Source organism: Paracoccus sp. KKT209 (assembly GCF_055635455.1).
The window spans coordinates 595,882-615,538 of sequence record NZ_CM145758.1; the positions used below are offsets into that span (position 1 = coordinate 595,882).

20 protein-coding genes and 1 pseudogene are annotated in these 19,657 nt (G+C 68.0%); 14 read left to right on the plus strand and 7 right to left on the minus strand.

Annotated elements, in window-relative coordinates; all coding sequences use genetic code 11:
- The first annotated feature begins 38 nt into the window (after positions 1-38).
- Positions 39-620 carry a hypothetical protein gene (locus tag ACZ2G3_RS03025; RefSeq protein ID WP_470397564.1) on the plus strand — a complete coding sequence of 194 codons (582 nt, stop codon included), beginning with the start codon at positions 39-41 and terminating at the stop codon, positions 618-620.
- Between the two features lie 10 nt (positions 621-630).
- On the opposite strand, the gene ACZ2G3_RS03030 is transcribed toward ACZ2G3_RS03025, so the two are convergent.
- From ACZ2G3_RS03030 to surE, 3 genes are read right to left on the minus strand one after another with little or no spacing between them, the layout of a single operon-like run.
- The gene (locus ACZ2G3_RS03030) at positions 631-1,737 is read right to left on the minus strand and encodes a LysM peptidoglycan-binding domain-containing protein (RefSeq protein ID WP_470397566.1); all 1,107 of its coding nucleotides are present in this window, start codon (positions 1,735-1,737) and stop codon (positions 631-633) included.
- Positions 1,738-1,772: 35 nt separating this feature from the next.
- On the minus strand, positions 1,773-2,429 hold the full coding sequence (locus ACZ2G3_RS03035) for a protein-L-isoaspartate(D-aspartate) O-methyltransferase (RefSeq protein ID WP_470397568.1): 657 nt from the start codon (positions 2,427-2,429) through the stop codon (positions 1,773-1,775).
- The gene (gene surE, locus ACZ2G3_RS03040; protein ID WP_470397570.1) at positions 2,426-3,250 is read right to left on the minus strand and encodes a 5'/3'-nucleotidase SurE; all 825 of its coding nucleotides are present in this window, start codon (positions 3,248-3,250) and stop codon (positions 2,426-2,428) included. The genes ACZ2G3_RS03035 and surE overlap by 4 nt, the downstream gene beginning before the upstream one ends.
- Before the next feature lie 197 nt (positions 3,251-3,447).
- Between surE and ACZ2G3_RS03045 the strand changes: the two genes are divergently transcribed.
- Positions 3,448-4,362, plus strand: coding sequence for a sulfite exporter TauE/SafE family protein (locus ACZ2G3_RS03045; protein ID WP_419271204.1), 915 nt, complete (start codon positions 3,448-3,450; stop codon positions 4,360-4,362).
- Positions 4,359-5,258, plus strand: coding sequence for a TIGR02186 family protein (locus tag ACZ2G3_RS03050; RefSeq protein ID WP_470399027.1), 900 nt, complete (start codon positions 4,359-4,361; stop codon positions 5,256-5,258). The genes ACZ2G3_RS03045 and ACZ2G3_RS03050 overlap by 4 nt, the downstream gene beginning before the upstream one ends.
- Before the next feature lie 90 nt (positions 5,259-5,348).
- Here the strand turns inward: ACZ2G3_RS03050 and ACZ2G3_RS03055 are convergent, their stop codons facing one another.
- Entirely contained in the window at positions 5,349-6,305 is a 957-nt protein-coding gene (locus tag ACZ2G3_RS03055) for an L-malyl-CoA/beta-methylmalyl-CoA lyase (protein ID WP_470397572.1), read from the minus strand.
- A 161-nt stretch (positions 6,306-6,466) separates the two neighbouring features.
- Here ACZ2G3_RS03055 and ACZ2G3_RS03060 point away from each other — a divergent pair, with 161 nt between their 5' ends.
- Entirely contained in the window at positions 6,467-7,327 is an 861-nt protein-coding gene (locus ACZ2G3_RS03060; protein ID WP_470397574.1) for a D-amino-acid transaminase, read from the plus strand.
- A 152-nt stretch (positions 7,328-7,479) separates the two neighbouring features.
- Here ACZ2G3_RS03060 and ACZ2G3_RS03065 read toward each other — a convergent pair whose 3' ends face one another.
- The gene (locus tag ACZ2G3_RS03065) at positions 7,480-8,220 is read right to left on the minus strand and encodes an N-formylglutamate amidohydrolase (RefSeq protein WP_470399029.1); all 741 of its coding nucleotides are present in this window, start codon (positions 8,218-8,220) and stop codon (positions 7,480-7,482) included.
- A 116-nt stretch (positions 8,221-8,336) separates the two neighbouring features.
- Here ACZ2G3_RS03065 and pyk point away from each other — a divergent pair, with 116 nt between their 5' ends.
- The 8 genes and pseudogenes from pyk to pheS all read left to right on the plus strand — a co-directional run bounded on the left by pyk (position 8,337) and on the right by pheS (position 15,190).
- Positions 8,337-9,782 (plus strand): pyruvate kinase, encoded by a 1,446-nt coding sequence (gene pyk / locus ACZ2G3_RS03070; protein WP_419271201.1) that lies wholly within the window; start codon positions 8,337-8,339, stop codon positions 9,780-9,782.
- A 33-nt stretch (positions 9,783-9,815) separates the two neighbouring features.
- Entirely contained in the window at positions 9,816-10,040 is a 225-nt protein-coding gene (locus ACZ2G3_RS03075; RefSeq protein ID WP_470397576.1) for a hypothetical protein, read from the plus strand.
- A 108-nt stretch (positions 10,041-10,148) separates the two neighbouring features.
- Positions 10,149-10,349, plus strand: a complete 201-nt coding sequence (gene rpmI, locus ACZ2G3_RS03080; RefSeq protein ID WP_119886767.1) for a 50S ribosomal protein L35 — start codon at positions 10,149-10,151, stop codon at positions 10,347-10,349.
- Positions 10,350-10,364: 15 nt separating this feature from the next.
- Positions 10,365-10,724: a 50S ribosomal protein L20 gene (gene rplT, locus ACZ2G3_RS03085; RefSeq protein ID WP_419271199.1), complete on the plus strand. Its 360-nt coding sequence runs from the start codon at positions 10,365-10,367 to the stop codon at positions 10,722-10,724.
- 136 nt (positions 10,725-10,860) lie between these two features.
- A complete protein-coding gene (locus tag ACZ2G3_RS03090; RefSeq protein ID WP_470397579.1) occupies positions 10,861-11,043 on the plus strand; it encodes a CsbD family protein in 183 nt (60 codons plus the stop codon).
- Positions 11,044-11,184: 141 nt separating this feature from the next.
- Positions 11,185-12,544 (plus strand): annotated as a pseudogene (locus tag ACZ2G3_RS03095) (cytochrome P450).
- Between the two features lie 68 nt (positions 12,545-12,612).
- Positions 12,613-14,019: an alanine/glycine:cation symporter family protein gene (locus ACZ2G3_RS03100; RefSeq protein WP_470397580.1), complete on the plus strand. Its 1,407-nt coding sequence runs from the start codon at positions 12,613-12,615 to the stop codon at positions 14,017-14,019.
- A gap of 88 nt (positions 14,020-14,107) precedes the next feature.
- Complete coding sequence (gene pheS, locus ACZ2G3_RS03105; protein ID WP_419271195.1) at positions 14,108-15,190, plus strand: phenylalanine--tRNA ligase subunit alpha; 1,083 nt, start codon at positions 14,108-14,110, stop codon at positions 15,188-15,190.
- Between the two features lie 43 nt (positions 15,191-15,233).
- Here the strand turns inward: pheS and ACZ2G3_RS03110 are convergent, their stop codons facing one another.
- Entirely contained in the window at positions 15,234-15,599 is a 366-nt protein-coding gene (locus ACZ2G3_RS03110; protein ID WP_470397583.1) for a TM2 domain-containing protein, read from the minus strand.
- A 50-nt stretch (positions 15,600-15,649) separates the two neighbouring features.
- On the opposite strand from ACZ2G3_RS03110, the gene ACZ2G3_RS03115 reads away from it, so the two are divergent.
- A protein-coding gene (locus ACZ2G3_RS03115; protein ID WP_470395968.1) for an IS5 family transposase occupies positions 15,650-16,407 on the plus strand; the annotation gives its coding sequence in 2 pieces (ribosomal slippage) (positions 15,650-15,971 and positions 15,971-16,407; 759 coding nt in all).
- A 153-nt stretch (positions 16,408-16,560) separates the two neighbouring features.
- Here ACZ2G3_RS03115 and ACZ2G3_RS03120 read toward each other — a convergent pair.
- Positions 16,561-16,860, minus strand: a complete 300-nt coding sequence (locus ACZ2G3_RS03120; protein ID WP_470397585.1) for a TM2 domain-containing protein — start codon at positions 16,858-16,860, stop codon at positions 16,561-16,563.
- Between the two features lie 348 nt (positions 16,861-17,208).
- On the opposite strand from ACZ2G3_RS03120, the gene pheT reads away from it, so the two are divergent.
- Complete coding sequence (gene pheT, locus ACZ2G3_RS03125) at positions 17,209-19,596, plus strand: phenylalanine--tRNA ligase subunit beta (protein ID WP_470397586.1); 2,388 nt, start codon at positions 17,209-17,211, stop codon at positions 19,594-19,596.
- Positions 19,597-19,657: the final 61 nt, after the last annotated feature.

The window sequence follows — 19,657 nt, forward strand, 5'->3', positions numbered from 1 at the left end:
CGGATGTCAGCCGCCTTTAAGAGGATATCGGCGCGGCCTTGGCGGCCATCCGGCAGCTTGTCGCGCGCGAGATCCCCGACCCGCGCCACGCAGACGTGGTGCAGGAGGATGCAACCAGCTTCCTGGCCCGCCGCCTGGCCGAACCTGCCGCACCCGTGCCGCTGGCCCCGCGCCTGCCGCCGGAACCCGCGCCCCAGGCCGCCGCACCGGAGCCTGAGGTCGAAGCGCCGCAGTCTGTCATGGTGCAATCCGTTCTGGCGCCCGCGACCTTTGCCTGGCCTGCCTGGTCGGCCGCGCCGGCGGGTCAGCCGCAACCCCCGGCCACCGCGTCGAACCTTAAGCCGCAACCGCCGGTGACCGAAACCATGGCCCAGCTGGAACCGCCCGCGGCCGAAGCGGTGCCCCTGCCTAAAAACGTCCCGGCAGATCCCCTTCCGGTGCCGACCGAGACCGCCGCATGCGGGCCGCTGCTGCCCGACGCTTCGCTGCGGGACGCGCTGCGCGAGATGATCCGCGAGGAGTTGCACGGAGAGCTGGGCGCGCGCTTTTCTGCCAACCTGCGCGCCGTCATCCGCCGCGAGATCGTGCAGGCGCTGGACGACCAGATGTTGCACGGCTGAGAGGGACGCGTCAGTTCAGGAAGCTTTCTGGATCGACGCTCTCGAAACCCTTGCGCACCTCGAAATGGACCACGCCCTCCTTGCCGGCCGAGCCCAGGCTCTGGCCGGCACTGACGCTGTCGCCCTTGGCGACATTCACCGCATCCAGGCCCGCATAGACGGTCATCAGGTCGCCCTCGTGCCGCACCACGATGATTGGCACCCCCGATGTGTCGCGGGTGATGGCCGCCACGCTGCCCGCGCCCGCCGCCGCGACCGGCGTGCCCGAGGGCGCGGCAATGTCGATGCCGTCGTTGCGACCCTTGTCATAGACCCGCACGATCGATCCCTTGACCGGCATGCTGAACCGCCCGCTGCCTGATGCCGCGGTCCGCGTCGCGCCCAGGTCGGCGGCGGGTACCTCGGGGGCGGGGGCGCCTGCGGGCGGGGTCGCCTCATCCGGCAACGGCTGCGCGGCCGAGGGGGGCTGGGGCGTCGGGCTGCCCGCGCCGGGCACGGTCGTGGCCAGCCGGTCCGGCCGCTGCCCCGGCTGCGGGACGATCAGCCGCTGGCCGACGCGCAGGCTCATGTCGGCGGGCAGGCCGTTCCAGGCAGCCAGGTCCTGCACCGTCACGCCATAACGCCGCGCCACCGACCAGGCCGTCTCGCCCGATGTCACGACATGTTCGCGCGGATTGCCTGCCGCAGGCGCGGGTGCCGCTTGGCCTGCCGCCTGACCGGCAAAGGGATCGCGCACGGCTGCCACGGCACCGGCCGCGGGCGCGGTTCCCGCCGCCACCTGGCGCGGCAGCACCAGCACGGCGCCCGCGTTCAGGGGCGCATCGGCAGGCAGGGCATTGTGGCTGGCCAGTTCGCCCGGGTTCAGGCCCAGCCGCGCGGCCACCGCCGCCGGCGTCTCTCCGGCCTGCGCCAGCGCCACCTGGCCGTTGCCAAAGGTGATCACGCCACGCTCGTCGGGCGCCGGGCGCGGCGTGGCCGCGGCGGCGGCATCGGCCGTGCCGAGGCCGCCCATCAGCCCGCGCAGGTCGGGATCAAAGCGTCCGTTCGCCCCGCATCCGGCCAGCGCCACCAGCGCCGCCAGGGTGACGACCCTGCCTGAAATTGCCTTGTGCTTCATCACGCGTCCTCGGCCTGCCTCGTGGTGGCCGGGGATCATGTCTGGCCCAATCCCTCGACCAGGGGAACGAACCGCACCTGCCGCAGCTCGTCATATTCGAACCCGGTCTCGGACCGGGTGACGCGGATCAGCGTCTGGACCGCGTCCGACTGCCCGACCGGCACCACCATGATACCGCCGATCTTCAACTGTGCCAACAGCGGCCCTGGCGGATCCTCGGCCGCGGCGGTCACAAGAATGCGGTCGAAGGGCGCCTGGTCGGGCAGCCCGCGCGAGCCGTCGGCGACCTGTGCGGTGATGTTGTGCAGCCCCAGCTGTCGAAAGATCGCCTCGGCCTCCTGGACCAGGCGGCGGTGGCGGTCGACGGTATAGACGCGCCGGCACAGCCCCGACAGGACCGAGGCCTGATAGCCCGAGCCGGTGCCCACCTCCAGCACGGTGTCGCGCGCGCCCACCTCCAGCGCCTGCGTCATCAGCCCCACGACCGAGGGCTGGCTGATCGTCTGCCCGCAGGGAATCGGCAGGGGCGTGTCCTCGTAGGCGCGGTCCGCGAATTGCCCGCGCACGAAGATGCCCCGGTCGATGCGCTCCATCGCCTCCAGCACGCGCAGATCGGTGACACCCCGAGAGCGCAGCTGGAACAGAAAGCGCATCTTGCGCTCGGCTGGGCTGTCCTCGTCGGGCTCGCTCATTCGGCGGCCCGCCTCGGCTGGGGCAGGGCCCCGTCCCCCAGCGCCTGCGCCAGGTCCTGCAGAGAGGCGTGGCAGGTCAGGTCGGCGCGCATCGGCGTGACGGCGACATGGCCCTCCATCGCCACGGCCACGTCGGTGCCGGGCCGCGCCGGCGCCTGCTGCGATCCGCCCGCGACCCACATGAAGCGCCGCCCGTTCGGCGCGGTATAGGGCATGACGCCAAAGCGCGATCCCTGCCGCTGGCCCTGCGGGGCGACGCGCAGGCCCTGGACCCGGGCGGCGGGCAGGGGCGGAAAGTTCACGTTGTAGAACAGCCGGAAATCCGCGTCCGAGGTCCAGTCGCCGTGATCCAGCAGCCGCCGGATGACGGTCGCGCCATGGGCGCGCGACGCCTCGAAGGGATCGGCCAGATCCGCCGTCAGCGGCCCCAGGTACTGCGACAGTGCGATCGCCGGCAGGCCCTGCAGCGCCGCCTCCATCGCACCGCCGATCGTGCCGGAATACATCGCGTTCTCGCCCGCGTTGTTGCCGCGGTTGACGCCCGACAGCACCAGGTCGGGCAGCGCGTCGGCCATCAGGTCGTGGACGGCGGCCAGCACGCAATCGGCCGGGCTGCCCTCGGCGGCATAGCGGCGCTCGTCCAGCCGGGCGACCATGGTCGGGTGGGAATAGCTGATGCAGTGGCCCACGCCCGACTGCTCGAAGGCCGGGGCGACGGTCCAGACCTCCCCCCCGGGTCCGGCCAGTTCGGTCGCGATCTGGTGCAGGACCTCCAGCCCCGGAGCGTTGATGCCGTCGTCATTGGTGATGAGAATACGCATCCTGCCCCCTGTCCAAGGTTGCCGCCCCGGCGCCGCCGGCAGGTTCCTGCCGCGCGCGCGGATGTGACCCGACTTGCTTAGCGGCCGCCTGCCCGCGCTTCAACCCGTTCCTGCATGCGCGGGCCTTTGCCGGCAAAGCGGTTTGACGTGGCTGGCGGCCCGTTGCATCCTGAACCGGCTCAACAGGTCGAGACCCGATGCAGATCTTCCTTCCCATCGCCGAAGTGTCGGTCAACGCCTTCACGCTGGTGGGGCTGGGGGGCCTGGTCGGCGTGATGAGCGGCCTCTTCGGCGTCGGCGGCGGCTTCCTGATCACGCCGCTCTTGTTCTTCATCGGCATTCCCCCCGCCATCGCGGTGGCCACGGGCGCCAACCAGGTGGTGGCGTCCTCGGTCTCGGGCGTGCTGGCGCATATGCGGCGCAAGACGGTCGATTTCCGCATGGGCGGCGTGCTGCTGGTCGGCGGCCTGATCGGCTCGGCCCTGGGCGTCCTGGTCTTCAATCTCTTGCGGCGCGTGGGCCAGGTCGAGCTGGTCGTGCAGCTGTGCTACGTGGTCTTCCTGGGGCTGATCGGCGCGATGATGCTGCAGGAAAGCATCCGCGCCCTGCGCCGTGCCCGCCACGCGACCGGCCGGCGGCGCCTGCATCAGCACAACTGGGTCCACCGCCTGCCGCTGAAGATGAAGTTCCGCGCCTCGGGCCTCTATATCAGCGTCATTCCCCCGGCCTTGGTGGGCGTCGCGGTGGGGGTGCTGGCGGCGATCATGGGCGTGGGCGGCGGCTTCATCATGGTGCCGGCGATGATCTACCTGCTGGGGATGCCCACCAAGGTCGTGGTGGGGACCTCGCTGTTCCAGATCACCTTCGTGACCGCCTTCACCACGCTGATGCATGCGGTCAACTACAACACGGTGGACGTGATGCTGGCGGTGCTGCTGATCGTGGGCGGCGTCGTCGGCGCGCAGATCGGCACCACGCTGGGCGCGCGGCTCCGGGCCGAACAGTTGCGCATCCTGCTGGCGCTGCTGGTGCTGGCGGTCTGCTTCAAGCTGGCGCTGGACCTGTTCCTGACGCCCGACGATCTCTACTCGATCAGCACGAGGAGCCGCTGATGCGCGCGCTGGCGCTGATCCTGGCGCTTGGCCTGCCCGGCGCCGCGGGGGCGCAGGGCACCGGCTCGACCATGCCCGCCGATCCGCAGGGGGGGCTGTTGCCGCCGGTGGCCACGCCGGGGCAATGGCCGCTGTTCCCCGATCCCGGCCGGTCGCGCAGCGGCGAGGCGTCCGAAAGGATCGAAGCGCCCGAGCAGGTCGTGGCCGGCCTGTCCGACAGTTCCGTGGCGATCACCACCAGCTTCGACGGCTCGGACATCCTGATCTATGGCGCGGTCCGTCGCGAGACGCCGATCCCCGAGGGCGACCTTGATGTGATCGTGACGATCGAGGCCCCCAGCCAGCCGCTGACCATCTGGCAGAAAAGCCGCCGCGCCGGCATCTGGGTCAACACTGACCGTGTCGAGATCGGCGCCGCGCCCAGCTTTTACGCGGTGGCCACGACCGGGCCGCTGGACGAGATCCTGTCGCCCGACTGGGACAACCGCTACCGCATTTCACTGCCCCTGGTGATGCGCGGCTTCGAGGGCGCCCCCGAGGTTGAGGACAGTGTCCCCTTCACCGAGGCGCTGATCCGCCTGCGCCAGCAGAACGGCCATTACCGCCTGGACGAGGGTTCGGTGACGCTGGTCGAGGATACGCTGTTTCGCACCGACATCCGCCTGCCCGCCAACCTGCTGGAGGGCGACTATCGCGCCCGTATCTTCCTGCTGCGCGAGGGAGAGGTCATCGACGCCTATCGCGCCGCCATCGAGGTGCGCAAGGTCGGGCTGGAACGCTGGCTCTATGTCCTGGCCTTCCAGCAGCCGCTGCTCTACGGGCTGATGTCGCTGGCGGTGGCGGTCATCGCGGGCTGGGGCGCCTCGGCCGCCTTCCGCAAGCTGCGCCGCGCCTGATGCATCAAGGCCCCGCGACGGATCGCGGGGCCTCTCCTCCCCCGTTGTGCGAACCGTTCCCCTCCACTGGACCGGTTCGCGGGGTGTTCCTCAGGCGCCGATCAGCTCGGACTGGCGCACGATCACCTCGGCCTGCTTGATCGAGGCGATGTCGACCAGGCGGCCCTTGTAGACCGTGGCGCCCGCGCCCTCGGCCTTGGCGGTCTCCATCGCGGCCAGGATCTCGCGCGCTTCGGTGACGGCGGCCTCGTTGGGCGAAAAGACCTCGTTGGCCAGGGCGATCTGGCTGGGATGGATCGCCCATTTGCCGACCATGCCCAGGGTCGCCGACCGGCGCGCCTGCGCCACGAAGCCGTCGCTGTCGCTGAAATCCCCAAAGGGCCCGTCCACAGGCAACAGCCCATGCGTGCGGCAGGCCGCCACGATGGCCGTCTGCGCCCAGTGCCAAGGATCGGGCCAATATTTCTGGCCCTCGCGGATCATGTAATAGTTCTCCTGCGTGCCGCCGATGCCGGTCGTGGCCATGCCCATCGAGGCCGCGAAATCCGCAGCCCCCAAGCTGATCGCCTGCATCCGCGGCGAGGATGCGGCGATCTCCTCGACATGGCAGATGCCCGCGGCGCTTTCGATGATCACCTCGAAGTTGATCGGCCTGGACCGGCCCTTGGCACGTTCGATGGCGGTCACCAGCGCATCGACGGCATAGATGTCGGCGGCGCAGCCGGCCTTGGGAATCATGATCTGGTCCAGCCGGTCGCCCGCCTGCTCCAGCAGGTCCACCACGTCGCGGTACCAATAGGGCGTGTCCAGCCCGTTGATGCGCACCGACAGCGTCTTGGTGCCCCAGTCGATGTCGCCGATGGCCTGGATGATGTTGGCCCGCGCCCGTGCCTTGTCGTCGGGGGCGACCGAATCCTCCAGGTCCAGGTTGATCACGTCGGCGGCCGATTTCGCCATCTTCTCGAACAGCGCCTCCCGCGAGCCGGGGCCGAACAGTTGGCAACGGTTCAGGCGGGCAGGGGGCAGGGGCTGGCTGCGGAAACTCATGCGCGGGTCCTGTTCGTAAAGATTGCGGCTTGATGCGGTAATAAAGTTGCGCGGCGGTCGCATCAAGCCCTAATTCCGCACTGCGGCATCGGGCGGGGTTCTTGACCTGTCACCGGATTTGGGCGCAGGACCCGGCCACACGCGACGGCACGGAGGACCTCATGACGCGGACGGTTTATGTGAATGGCGATTACGTTCCCGAGGATCAGGCCCATGTCTCGGTCTTCGATCGCGGCTTCCTGATGGCGGATGGCGTCTACGAGGTGGTCAGCGTCCTGGGCGGCAAGCTGATCGACTTCGACGGGCACCTTGTCCGGCTGAAGCGGTCGCTGTCGGAACTGGCCATCGACAACCCGCTCTCGGACGAGGATTACCTGGCCGCCCATCGCGACCTGGTCGCGCAGAACGGGATCACCGACGGGCTGGTCTATCTGCAGGTCACGCGCGGCAATCCGGGCGACCGCGATTTTGCCTATCCCCCCGCGCGCACCCGGCCCACGGTGGTGATGTTCACGCAGTCCAAGCCCGGCCTGGCCGATGCGCCCGCCGCCAAGACCGGCTGGACGGTCGTCAGCGTCGAGGACCTGCGCTGGGGTCGCCGCGACATCAAGACGGTGCAACTGCTCTATCCGTCGATGGCCAAGATGGAGGCCAAGGCCCGCGGCGCCGACGACGCGTGGATGGTCGAGGAGGGCCGCGTGACCGAGGGCACCTCCAACAACGCCTATATCGTCAAGGGCAACCGCATCATCACGCGCGAGCTGAGCCATGACATCCTGCACGGCATCACCCGCGCCGCCGTCCTGCGCTTTGCCCGCGAGGCGCAGATGCAGGTCGAGGAACGCAGCTTCACCATCGCCGAAGCGCAGGAGGCCGACGAGGCCTTCGTCACCTCGGCCTCGGCCTTCGTGATGCCGGTCGTCTCGATCGACGGCGCCAAGGTGGGCGCGGGCGCGGTCGGTCCCGTTGCCACCCGCCTGCGCGAGATCTACCTGGAGGAAAGCCTCAAGACCGCGGTCTGATAGCGTCCCGCGAGGGCGGGGGCCAGCCCCAGCTTCCCCCGCTGTCGCGCCCGGAACCCGGCCGGCGCCCTGCCGGCTTCTCCGTTGCTCAAATACCCCCGGGGGGATCGCCGAAAGGCGATGGGGGCTGGCCCCCTTGCGACATGCTGGCCTCAAAGACCGCTCTCGGCCAGCACCCGCGTGATGACCCTCGCTAGGCGCTCGGCCCAGAGCTGCTGCCCCTCGGGCGTGGCGATCAGGTCGTTCCTGACCTCGATCAGCATGTTCGGCCGTCCATACGCCAGCGCGTGCCGGTCGATGCTGTCGCCCTGCAGATGCCCGTCATAGGGCTGGTTCTCGCCGGTGATCCAGCCCTCGTCCCGGCAGGCCTCGACCATGGCCGGGCCCAGCCGCGCATCGGCATGGGAATAAAGGATGCCGACCTGCCAGGGCCGCGGCGGGCGGCCGCGCAGCTGCCGGGTAAAGCTGTGGACGGCGCAGATGCAGCGCGCGGGATGTCGCGCGGCCAGCCGCTCCAGCGCGGCGTGATAGGGGCGGTGCAGCCAGTCCAGCCGCCGCATCCGCTCCCCGGCATCGGCCAGCTTGTTGGCGGGGATCACCGTGCCGTCGTAGAGCCGCATCAGCAGCGTGGGGTCGTCCTCGCCCCGGTTCGGGTCGATCACCAGGCGCGAGAAGTCGCTGAAGATCGCCGGCGCCTCCAGCAGCCGGCCCAGCCGCGAGGCCAGCCCCGCCGCCCCCACGTCAAAGGCGATATGGCGGGCCATGTCGGCCTCGGCGATGCCCAGCCGGCCCCCGCCCACCCAGTCCGGCACGCGGTTCGTGGCATGGTCGCAGGTGATCAGCCAGCGCGAGGAACGATCCTCGCCCTCGGTCCAAAAGGGGCGGTCGGTCATGATGCTGTCATCGGTCATGGTCAGCGTTGTCTACGACGGATGGCGGACAGACGCCAGTTGCCGCCACGTCGCGATTGCGGCATAGATAGCGCTAAACCTGAAAGGGCGGGATGATGATGAGACGACACCGCAACGTGAAGATCGTGGCAACCCTTGGACCTGCGTCCTCGACCAAGGACGTGATCCGGGCCTTGTTCGATGCCGGGGCCGATGTGTTCCGCCTGAACATGAGCCATGGCAGCCACGACGATCACCGTGCGCGTTACGACACGATCCGCGAGATCGAGGCCGAGACCGGCCGCCCGATCGCCATCCTGGCCGACCTCCAGGGCCCCAAGCTGCGGGTGGGCCAGTTCACCGCCGGCGCGCACGAGCTGGAAGAGGGCGACGCCTTCCGTTTCGACCTCTCGCCCGAACCCGGCGACAGCCACCGTGTCCAGCTGCCCCATCCCGAGATCTTCGCGGCCCTGATCGAGGGCAGCGACCTTCTGGTCAATGACGGCAAGATCCGCCTGCAGGTCCAGAAATGCGGCGCCGATTTTGCCGATTGCACCGTCACCGTCGGCGGCACGATCAGTGACCGCAAGGGGGTGAACGTCCCCGACGTGGTGCTACCGCTGGCGGCGCTGTCGGACAAGGACCGCGCCGACCTGGAGTTTGCCTGCCAGCTGGGGGTGGACTGGCTGGCGCTGTCCTTCGTGCAGCGCGCCGAGGATGTCGAGGAGGCCAAGGCCCTGGCCCAAGGCCGGGCCGCGATCCTGTCCAAGATCGAAAAGCCTGCCGCCGTCCGCGCCTTCGACGAGATCCTCAAGGCCTCGGACGGGATCATGGTCGCCCGCGGCGACCTGGGCGTCGAGCTGCCGGTCCATTCCGTGCCGCCGATCCAGAAGCGCCTGGTGCGCCTCTGCCGCAGCGCCGCGAAACCGGTGATCGTGGCCACCCAGATGCTGGAATCGATGATCGACAGCCCGATGCCCACCCGGGCCGAGGTCAGCGACGTCGCCAATGCCATCTATGAAGGCGCCGACGCGGTCATGCTGTCGGCCGAAAGCGCCGCCGGCAACTATCCGATCGACGCGGTGCGCACGATGGACAACGTCGCCCGCTCGGTCGAGGCGGACCCCAACTACCGCTCGATCATCGAGGCGGCGCGCAAGGCCAGCCTCTCCTCGGTTCCCGACGCCATCGTGACCGCCGCGCGCGAGATCGCCGAGACCACCGACGTGGCGGCGATCTGCGCCTTCACGCAGTCGGGCACCACGGTCAGCCTGGTGGCGCGCGAACGCCCGCGCGTGCCGATCATCGCGCTCAGCCCGATCGAATCGGTCACCCGCCGCATGACGCTGACCTGGGGGACGCATTGCGTCATCGTGCCGCGCCTGTCACGCTTCAAGGAGGCGGTGGTCAACGGCACCCGCGCGGCCCGCGATTACGGCTTTGCGGATGAATCGCGCAAGGTCGTGGTGATGGCCGGCGTGCCCTTCAACGTCGCAGGCACCACCAACATCCTGCGCATCGCCCCCTGCGATGAACGCTTGATCTTTGCGTCCGACCCGGAATAACCGGAGCAGGCCGAACAAAAGGGGGTGGCAGTCATGTCCGATTTACTTCTGGTGCTGGGCGTCGCGCTTTGCATCCTCTCGGTGGTGCTGGCAGTGATCCAACTGATGCAGACGCGGGCACCGCGAGCGGCGGTAATCTGCCTGATCGCCGGCATCCTGGCGCTGTTCGCGGGCGCCATGCTGGATCCCGAACCCTTCCGGCCCGGCGACATTCCCGCCGCGCTGGGCAGTGTCACGGGCGACGCGGAAACGCGCTGAGCCCTTGCCAATCGCCGCGCGCCCGCCTATACGGCGCGCTTCCGATCCGTGCGGCCGGCCCATGTGGCATTGCCGAGTCGCGCGTTCACTCTGATGAAGGAGACGAAAATGCCGAAGATGAAGACCAAATCCGCTGCCAAGAAGCGGTTCTCGTTCACGGCCTCGGGCAAGGTGAAATCCGGCCAGGCCGGCAAGCGCCACGGCATGATCAAGCGCACGACCAAGTTCATTCGCGACGCACGCGGCACCACCGTCATGTCTGACGCGGATGCCAAGATCGTCAAGAAATACATGCCCTACAACCGCTGATCCGAGGACTGAACAATGGCACGAGTTAAATCCGGCAAGGTCACCCACGCCCGCCACAAGAAGGTCCTTGAGCAAGCCAAGGGCTATTACGGCGCCCGTTCGCGGAACTTCCGCACCGCCACCCAGGCCGTCGACAAGGCCAACCAGTACGCGACCCGCGACCGCAAGAACCGCAAGCGCAACTTCCGCGCCCTGTGGATCCAGCGCATCAACGCCGCCGTCCGCCTGGTTGATGCCGAAATGACCTATTCGCGCTTCATCAACCTGCTGTCGAAAGCCGGCATCGAGGTTGACCGCAAGGTGCTGGCCGACCTGGCCGTGAACGAGCCCGAAGCCTTCGGTGCGATCGTCGCCCAGGCCAAGGCCGCCGCCTGATCGCGCAGACCTGTTGCTCCGCGAAGGCCCGCTCCCGAAAGGGGGCGGGCCTTTGTCGTTGGGGCCCCCGCAAGGGAACGAATGCCCGCCCGACGGGTTGTCATGATGAACAAGACAACACCGAAAGGAGCCTTTCATGGGCGAGATGACCGACAAGCTGAAAGCCGCCGCCAACAAGACCGCAGGCTCGGTCAAGGACGCCGTGGGCGACATGACCGACAACGACCGCCTGCAGGCCGAGGGCAAGGCCCAGAAGGCCAAGGGCGACGTCCAGGACGTGACCGGCACCGTCAAGGGCAAGCTGGGCAACGACATCTGATCCTGCTTGGCCTGTCGATGAACGGGGCTCCGCTGCGGCGGGGCCTTTTTCATGGGGCCCGCGACATCGCCGCGCCTTGCGGTGTGCCGCCGGCCTGGGCCACCATGGGACGGTCCAGGACCTCGTCGAAAGGCCGTCCGCATGTTCGACCCGCCCTCAGCCGATCCTGCCAAGGTGCCGCTGGCCGTCCGGCCGCTGGGCCTCTGGGGCACCGCCATGACCGCGCGCCGCAACGTGCTGGAGCTGATCCCCGCCATCGCCACGCGCCAGCCCATCGTCTCGGGCAAGACCGGGCTGCGCTGGCACATGGTCATGGACCCGGGGGCCCTGCGCCACATCCTCAAGGATCGGGTCGAGGATTACCCGAAATCCACCACCACCAAGCTGATCCTGAACCCGGCCATCGGCGACAGCCTGTTCGTGGCCGAGGGCGCGCATTGGCGCTGGCAGCGCCGTGCCGCCGCCCCGGCCTTTGCGCAGCGCCACGTGGACGGGCTGGGCCCGGTCATGACCGCCGCAGCCGAGGCCTCCTGCCGCCGTCTGGCAGCGGCGCGGGGTCCGGTGAACCTCTTCGAGGAAACGGTGGCCGCGACCTTCGAGGTGATCTCGGACGTGACCTTCTCGGGCGACGGGACCTTTGACCGGGACGCGGTCCACAGCTCGATCGATGCCTATATCGCCCAAGCGGCCAAGGTCTCGCTTCTGGACGTGATGGGGCTGCCCGCCTGGCTTCCGCGTCCGGGGCGGCTCTTCTCGGGTCCCGGTCTCCGGCGGATGAAGGGCATGGCCGACCAGGCCATCGCCGCCCGCGCCCGCGCCGCCGCCAAGGACGGCCCGCCCGACCTTCTGGACCTGCTGCTGGTGGCGCAGGACCCCGAGACCGGCCGCCGCATGAACCGGGATGAGCTGCGGGACAACCTCCTGACCTTCATCGTGGCGGGGCACGAGACGACCGCCCTGACCTTGGCCTGGGCGCTGTACCTGTGCGCCTTTGACCAGGACGTCCAGCAGGCCGCCGCCGACGAAGCCCGCGCCGCCTTTGAGCGACCGCGCCGCCACTGCCGCCGATTTCGGCGGGCTGCCCCTGATCCTGCGCATCGTGAACGAGGCGCTGCGTCTTTACCCGCCCGCCGCCTTCCTGTCGCGCACAGCCCTTGCGCATGATCGGCTCTGCGGGCGCGAGGTGCGGCCCGGCGACACGGTGATGCTGCCGATCTATGCGCTGCACCGCCACCACCAGCTCTGGCACCGTCCCGATGCCTTCGATCCCGACCGCTTCCTGACGGCGCCCGACCGCTATGCCTTCCTGCCCTTCGGCGCCGGCCCCCGCATCTGCATCGGCTCCAGCTTTGCCCTGCAGGAGGCGGTGATCATCCTCGCCACGCTGCTGGCCCGCTTCCGCTTTGACCGGGTGCCGGGCCGCGATCCCCAGCCCCGCATGATCCTGACCCTGCGCCCCGAAGGTGGCGTCTGGCTGACCGTGCGGCCGCGCGGCGACTGAGCCGCAAGGGTTGCGGCTGCTCACGGGGCTGTTACAGACTGCCGTCTGAACAGGCAGCGGAGTAGGCTATGACCGCGATCATCGACTTTCTGAACACCATCTTCTGGGGCTATGTGCTGATCTACGGTCTGCTGGCCGTCGGCATCTACTTCACCCTGCGGCTGGGCCTGCTGCAGTTCCTCCGTTTTGCCGAGATGTGGCGCTGCGTGCGCGGCTCGGGCGTGACCGACCGCGACGGCATCACGCCCTTTCAGGCGCTGGCCGTGTCGTTGGCCAGCCGCGTGGGCACCGGCAACATCGCGGGCGTCGCGGTGGCGCTGGTCCTGGGCGGCCCGGGCGCGATCTTCTGGATGTGGATGGTGGCGCTGGTGGGCATGGCCACGGCCTATGCCGAATCCACGCTGGCGCAGCTTTACAAAATTCATGGCCCCGACGGCATGTATCGCGGCGGCCCGGCCTATTACATCTCGCGTGGGCTGGGTCTGCGCTGGCTAGCGGGCCTTTTCGCCGTCGCGCTGATCATCGCCTTTGGCCTGGTGTTCAACGCCGTCCAGGCCAATTCCATTGCCCAGGCGGTCGAGGGCGCCTTTGGCATCGACGCGGGCCTTGTGGGGCTGGCCGTGGCGGCGCTGTCGGGCGTCATCATCTTCGGCGGCATCCCCCAGATCGCCCGCACCGCGCAGCTGGTCGTGCCGGTCATGGCGGGCCTCTACCTGCTGGCCGCGGTCGTTGTTCTGGCCCTGAACATCACCGAGGTGCCGGCCATCCTGCTGGGCATCATCCGCAGCGCCTTCGGCCTGCAGGAGGCCGTGGGCGGCGTCACCGGCGGCGTCATGGCCGCCATGCTGAACGGCATCAAGCGCGGCCTCTTCTCGAACGAGGCCGGCATGGGCTCGGCCCCCAACATCGCGGCCGTCGCGGTCCCGAACCCGCACCACCCCTCGTCCCAGGGGTTTGTCCAGGCGCTGGGCGTCTTCATCGACACGATCCTGGTCTGCACCGCCACCGCCGTCATGATCCTGCTGGCGGACGTCATCCCCTCGGCCGATCTGACCGGGGTCAACCTGACCCAGGCCGCGCTCAGCGACCATTTTGGCGAATTCGGCCACATCTTCGTCGCCGTGGCGATCTTCTTCTTCGCCTTCACCTCGATCATCGGCAATTACAGCTATGCCGAAAACGCGCTGGTCTTTCTGGGGGCGGGCAAGCCCGGCATCATGGTGCTGCGCCTGGCGGCGCTCGGCATGGTCGTCTGGGGGTCGCTGCAGGCCGTGTCGACTGTCTTCAACTTCGCCGATGCCAGCATGGGCCTGATGGCCACGATCAACCTCATCGCCATCGTGGCGCTGTCGGGCACGGTGGCCAAGGTCACCGCCGACTATCTCAGCCAGCGCCGCGCCGGGATCGAGCCGCAGTTCCACATCGGCCGCCACCCCTGCATCGCGCCGGGCGTGAACCGCGACATCTGGAAATGACCGCCGCCTGAACTGGGGCGGGCGCGCGGTCTTTCCCCGCGCGCCCGCCCATGCTAACGCGAGGCCAAGTTCTGACACGAGGCCCGCCATGGATGATCTGACCCCGCTGCGCCAGCAATGGCTGGACCGCATCACCGCCGCCACCGACCCCGCCGCCATTGAGGAGGTCCGCCTGGCCGCCCTGGGCAAGAAGGGCGAGATCAGCCTGAAGATGCGTGAATTGGGCCGCATGACGCCCGAGGAACGCCAGACCACCGGCAAGGCCCTGAACCAGATCCGCGACGAGATCGACGCCGCGCTGCGCGCCCGCAAGCTGTCGCTGGAGGATGCGGCGCTGGACGCGCGCCTCAGGGACGAATGGCTGGACGTGACCCTGCCGGGCCGCCCGCGCCGCCAGGGCAGCATCCACCCGATCAGCCAGGTCACCGACGAGGTCACCGCGATCTTTGCCGACATGGGGTTCGCCGTGGCCGAAGGCCCGCAGGTCGAAAGCGACTGGTACAATTTCGACGCGCTGAACATCGCCCCCGAACATCCCGCGCGCCAGGAGCACGACACCTTCTTCATGCACCGCGCGCCCGGCGACGACCGACCCCCGCACGTCCTGCGCACCCATACCTCGCCCGTCCAGATCCGCGCCATGCAGGATCAGGGCGCGCCGATCCGCGTCATCGCGCCGGGCCGCGTCTATCGCATGGACATGGACCAGACGCACACGCCGATGTTCCACCAGATCGAGGGCCTGGCCATCGACCGCGACATCAGCATGGCGCATCTGAAATGGACGCTGGAGGAATTCTGCCGCGCCTTCTTCGAGGTGCCGTCCGTCGAGCTGCGTTTCCGCGCGTCGCATTTCCCCTTCACCGAACCCTCAGCCGAGGTCGACATCCGCTGTTCCTGGGAAGGCGGCCAGCTGAAGATCGGCGAGGGCAATTCCTGGCTGGAGATCCTGGGCTCCGGCATGGTCCACCCCCACGTCCTGCGCGCCGGCGGCATCGACCCCGACCAGTGGCAGGGCTTTGCCTTCGGCATGGGCATCGACCGCATCGCGATGCTGAAATACGGCATCCCCGACCTGCGCGCCTTCTTTGAGAGCGACCTGCGCTGGCTGCGGCACTACGGCTTTGCAGCAGGGGATGTGCCGAGTGTGAGTGGCGGTCTCAGCCGCTGATCCAGACTGCTGCCCGGGGTTCCTCGGGCAGCAGGACCATGTCTCAGCCCGCGATTGCCGGTGTGACGGGAGCCAAAGCGGCCGCTGGTGCGGTGGGGTCAGGATAAGCCCCCATCTCCAAGGCAAGCTTCTGGCGCAGGGCCTGCTGGTTTTCACGAACCAGACCCGGAATCAGGAAAAGATCGACGAAGGCCCAGATGCCCACGATCGCCAGCATGATCAGGCCGATCCCAAGGATGAAGGTCAACCAGCCCAAGACCCAAAGGATCAGCATGGTGGCTGCCGTGCCTGACTTGCCAAGATAAAACCGATGGGCACCAAAGCCGCCCAGAAACACAAGCAGAAGATAGGCAACGACGGGGGATTTCGCATCATTTGTGACGCGTTGTTCTATAGGCTCCAGACCCATTGATTTTACGCCCTTTGCGTGATTCAGGCCGCCGCAAGGAGACCTGATCGATGAGCAACCTGTTCTGGCTGACCGAGGCGCAGATGGCGCGCCTTCGCCCCTACTTCCCCAAGAGCCATGGCCGTCCCCGAGTTGACGATCTGCGGGTGCTGAGCGGCATTATCTTCATCAATCGCAATGGTTTGAGATGGTGCGATGCGCCGAGTGAATATGGACCTGCCAAGACGCTTTATAATCGCTGGAAGCGCTGGAGTGACAACGGGGTCTTCGCCCGGATCATGGTCGGCCTGGCCGCCGAGAGCACCGATCCGAAGACAATCATGATCGATGCAACCTATCTGAAGGCGCATCGCACGGCTTGCAGCCTGCGGGCCAAAAAGGGGGGCGCAGTCGCCAGATTGGTCGAACGAAAGGCGGCATGAACACCAAGCTGCACGCCGTCACCGATGCGAAAGGCAGACCTATCCGGTTCTTCATGTCGGCAGGACAGGTCAGCGACTACACCGGCGCAGCGGCGCTTCTGGACGGCCTGCCGCAGGCTGATTGGTTCTTGGCGGACCGAGGCTATGATGCTGACTGGCTGCGAAAAGCGTTGCAGGACAGAGGGATAAAAGCCTGTATCCCTAGCCGGAAGTTGCGCAAGAAAACCGTGAAATACGACAAGCGCCGCTACAGAAGGCGCAATCGCATCGAGATCATGTTCGGGCGGCTGAAAGACTGGAGACGTGTCGCCACGCGTTACGACAGGTGCCCGGAGACATACCTCTCCGCAATAGCATTGGCCGCAACCGTCCTATTTTGGCTGTGATCAAGAACGAGTCCTGAGCCTAAGAATTTGCTGTTGGGTATCCAAGGCCATGGTAAAATCTCCGATCAAAGACACAGGCAGGCACTGTCGACCCACCCACACCTTCTGTCAAAGATCACCCAAGGATCAAAATTCGGTTAATTGCCGAAGAATTCACCGCAACCGCCGTCGGATATCCTCCCGATCCGCCTCGATCATCCCGGGGATCAGGAACAGGTCGATCACGCACCAGACAGCGACAAACCCCACGGCGGGCCAGCCGATCAGCACCGGGGTCAGCAGCCAGCCGACCGCCCAGATGGCCAGCATCAACAGACCGCTCATCCAGCGGCCCAGATACATGCGGTGGACGCCAAAGCCCCACAGGAAGATCAGCAGCAGATAGGCGACCAGCGGCGATTTCGCCTCGTTCGCGACGCGCTGCTCGATCAGCAATTCCCGCTGCGTATCCATCCGTCAGGCTCCTGTCTCATGCGCCCGGCCCCTCTGGCCCGACCCCCTACAGATAGGAACCCGCACGCCCCACGCAAGGTGTCCCGCCCCGACCCACGTAACACCAGCGCGCGCAAGCGGTGGACGCGCCCCGGGCCAGCCCCACATCACGCCAAGCGACCAAAGGGGCAGAGGAAGTGACACACGAGGATCACCGACAGGCGGCGACCGGACGGCAAGTCGACCGGGGGGCGCCGAAAGGGGCAAAATTCGCGGTTGCGGCTTGACCCTTGGCCCGCTGCGCGCTTCAAGGCAGCAAACCCATCCCCGCCCTTGCCCGAGCGGGCCGGACCCGGAAAGCCGATCGCCATGAAGTTCACCCTGTCCTGGCTCAAAGAGCATCTTGAGACCACCGCCACCATCGACCAGATCGCCGAGGCGCTGACCGACCTGGGCCTGGAGGTCGAGGAGGTTGCGGACCCCGCGGCCAAGCTGGGAACCTTCACCCTGGCGCGGATCGAGGATGCGCAGCCCCATCCCGACGCGGACCGCCTGCGCGTCTGCCGGGTGATGACGGATGAGGGCGAAAAGCAGATCGTCTGCGGCGCCCCCAATGCACGCGCGGGCATCACGGTCGTGCTGGCCAAGCCCGGCGACTATGTTCCCGGCATCGACACCATGCTTGGCGTGGGCAAGATCCGCGGCATCGAAAGCCACGGCATGATGGCCAGCGAACGTGAGCTGGAACTGTCCGAAGAGCATGACGGCATCATCGAGCTGCCCTCGGGTGAGGTCGGTCAGCGCTTTGTCGACTGGCTGGCGCAGAACGCGCCCGAGAAGATCGACCCGATGATCCATATCAAGATCACCCCGAACCGTCCCGACGCCCTGGGCGTGCACGGCATCGCCCGGGACTTGGCCGCGCGCGGCCTGGGCGTGCTGAAGCCGGTGACGGTGGACCCCGTGCCCGGCACCTTCGCCTGCCCGGTGGGCGTGACCATCGACGATGGCGTGGCCGCCAAGGCGCCGTTCTTTGCCGGCCGCGTGGTGCGGGGCGTGACGAACGGCCCGTCGCCCGCCTGGCTGCAAAAGCGGCTGCGTGCCATCGGTCTGCGCCCGATCAACGCACTGGTGGACATCACCAATTTCTTCACCTTCGACCTGAACCGGCCGCTGCACGTCTTTGACGCGGCCAAGGTCACGGGCAACCTGACCTTGCGCGGCGCCTGGGCGGGCGAGGAGCTGGTGGCGCTGGACGACAAGACCTATGCCCTGCCCGAAGGCGCAGTGGTGATCTGCGACGACCACGGTCCCGAAAGCATCGCGGGGGTCATGGGCGGCGCGGCCTCGGGTGCGTCCGAGGAGACCCATGACGTCTTCATCGAGGCGGCTTATTTCGACCCGATCAGCACCGCCGCCACCGGCCGCGCGCTGAAGATCAACAGCGATGCGCGCTATCGGTTCGAACGCGGCATCGACCCATCCTTCACCCTGCCGGGACTGGAACTGGCCACGCGCATGGTGATGGACCTGTGCGGTGGCGAGGCGTCAGAGGTGGTGACCGCCGGGGCGCTGCCCGACACCGGCCGCGCCTATCGCCTGGACCCGCAGCGGACCAGCCGCCTGGTCGGCATGGACATTGCGGACGCCGATCAGCGCGCCACGCTGGAGGCATTGGGCTTCCGGCTGGAGGGCGACATGGCGCATGTGCCGTCCTGGCGCCCCGACGTTTTGGGCGAGGCCGATCTGGTCGAGGAAATCGCCCGCATCGCCAGCCTGACCAAGCTGCAGGGCAAGCCGCTGCCGCGCCCGCAACCCGGCGTGCCGCAGCCCGTACTGACGCCGCTGCAGGTCCGCGAAAAGACCGCGCGGCGCATGGCGGCGGCACTTGGCTATAATGAATGCGTCACTTACAGTTTTATTGATCAGGCCTCGGCCGCGTTGTTCGGTGGCGGCGCGGATGCGGTGCGGGTCGAGAACCCGATCAGCAGCGAGATGTCGCATCTGCGTCCCGACCTGCTGCCCGGCCTGCTGCAGGCGGCGGCGCGCAACCAGGCGCGCGGTTTTGCAGACCTGGCGCTGTTCGAACTGGGGCCGGTCTTTTCGGGCGGCGAACCGGGCGAACAGGCGGTCCGCATCAGCGGGCTGCTGGTGGGCCAGATCGCGCCGCGCGACCCGTTCGGCAGCCGCCGCAAGGTCGACCTCTATGACGCCAAGGCCGACGCCGAGGCGATCCTGCAGGCGATCGGCGCACCGGCCAAGGCCCAGATCAACCGCAAGCTGGAGGCTTGGTGGCATCCCGGCCGCGCGGGAAACATCGCGCTGGGACCCAACCTGCTGGCAACCTTTGGAGAGATCCACCCGAAGGTGCTGCGCCAGATGGACGTGAAGGGGCCGGCTGTCGGCTTTACCATCCAGCTGGCCGCCGTGCCCTTCCCCAAGGCCAAGGCGCCCACGCGCCCGGCGCTGGACCTGTCCGAACTGCAGGCTGTGGAACGTGATTTCGCCTTTGTGGTGGATCCGCAGGTCGAGGCGCTGACCTTGGTGAATGCCGCTGCCGGGGCAGACAAGGCGCTGATCCAGAGCGTCTCGGTCTTTGACCAGTTCACGGGGATAGAAGGCGGGCAGAAATCCGTCGCGATCTCGGTCCGGATGCAGCCGCGCGACAAGACCCTGACCGATGCCGAGATCGAAGCGGTGGCCCGCAAGGTGGTCGAGAAGGTCCAGAAGGCGACCGGCGGGACCCTGCGCGGCTGAAAACCCGCCATCAGATCGGGGGGCTGCAACGGCCCCCCGGCCCAGTTCGGCCGCAGGACTG

Coding starts and splice junctions, on each gene's coding strand:
- ACZ2G3_RS03030 (WP_470397566.1), bottom strand. CDS start 1,737: ATGAAGCACAAGGCAATTTCAGGCAGGGTCGTCACCCTGGCGGCGCTG.
- ACZ2G3_RS03035 (WP_470397568.1), bottom strand. CDS start 2,429: ATGAGCGAGCCCGACGAGGACAGCCCAGCCGAGCGCAAGATGCGCTTT.
- surE (WP_470397570.1), bottom strand. CDS start 3,250: ATGCGTATTCTCATCACCAATGACGACGGCATCAACGCTCCGGGGCTG.
- ACZ2G3_RS03045 (WP_419271204.1), top strand. CDS start 3,448: ATGCAGATCTTCCTTCCCATCGCCGAAGTGTCGGTCAACGCCTTCACG.
- ACZ2G3_RS03055 (WP_470397572.1), bottom strand. CDS start 6,305: ATGAGTTTCCGCAGCCAGCCCCTGCCCCCTGCCCGCCTGAACCGTTGC.
- ACZ2G3_RS03060 (WP_470397574.1), top strand. CDS start 6,467: ATGACGCGGACGGTTTATGTGAATGGCGATTACGTTCCCGAGGATCAG.
- ACZ2G3_RS03065 (WP_470399029.1), bottom strand. CDS start 8,220: ATGACCGACCGCCCCTTTTGGACCGAGGGCGAGGATCGTTCCTCGCGC.
- pyk (WP_419271201.1), top strand. CDS start 8,337: ATGAGACGACACCGCAACGTGAAGATCGTGGCAACCCTTGGACCTGCG.
- ACZ2G3_RS03075 (WP_470397576.1), top strand. CDS start 9,816: ATGTCCGATTTACTTCTGGTGCTGGGCGTCGCGCTTTGCATCCTCTCG.
- rpmI (WP_119886767.1), top strand. CDS start 10,149: ATGCCGAAGATGAAGACCAAATCCGCTGCCAAGAAGCGGTTCTCGTTC.
- rplT (WP_419271199.1), top strand. CDS start 10,365: ATGGCACGAGTTAAATCCGGCAAGGTCACCCACGCCCGCCACAAGAAG.
- ACZ2G3_RS03090 (WP_470397579.1), top strand. CDS start 10,861: ATGGGCGAGATGACCGACAAGCTGAAAGCCGCCGCCAACAAGACCGCA.
- ACZ2G3_RS03100 (WP_470397580.1), top strand. CDS start 12,613: ATGACCGCGATCATCGACTTTCTGAACACCATCTTCTGGGGCTATGTG.
- pheS (WP_419271195.1), top strand. CDS start 14,108: ATGGATGATCTGACCCCGCTGCGCCAGCAATGGCTGGACCGCATCACC.
- ACZ2G3_RS03110 (WP_470397583.1), bottom strand. CDS start 15,599: ATGGGTCTGGAGCCTATAGAACAACGCGTCACAAATGATGCGAAATCC.
- ACZ2G3_RS03120 (WP_470397585.1), bottom strand. CDS start 16,860: ATGGATACGCAGCGGGAATTGCTGATCGAGCAGCGCGTCGCGAACGAG.
- pheT (WP_470397586.1), top strand. CDS start 17,209: ATGAAGTTCACCCTGTCCTGGCTCAAAGAGCATCTTGAGACCACCGCC.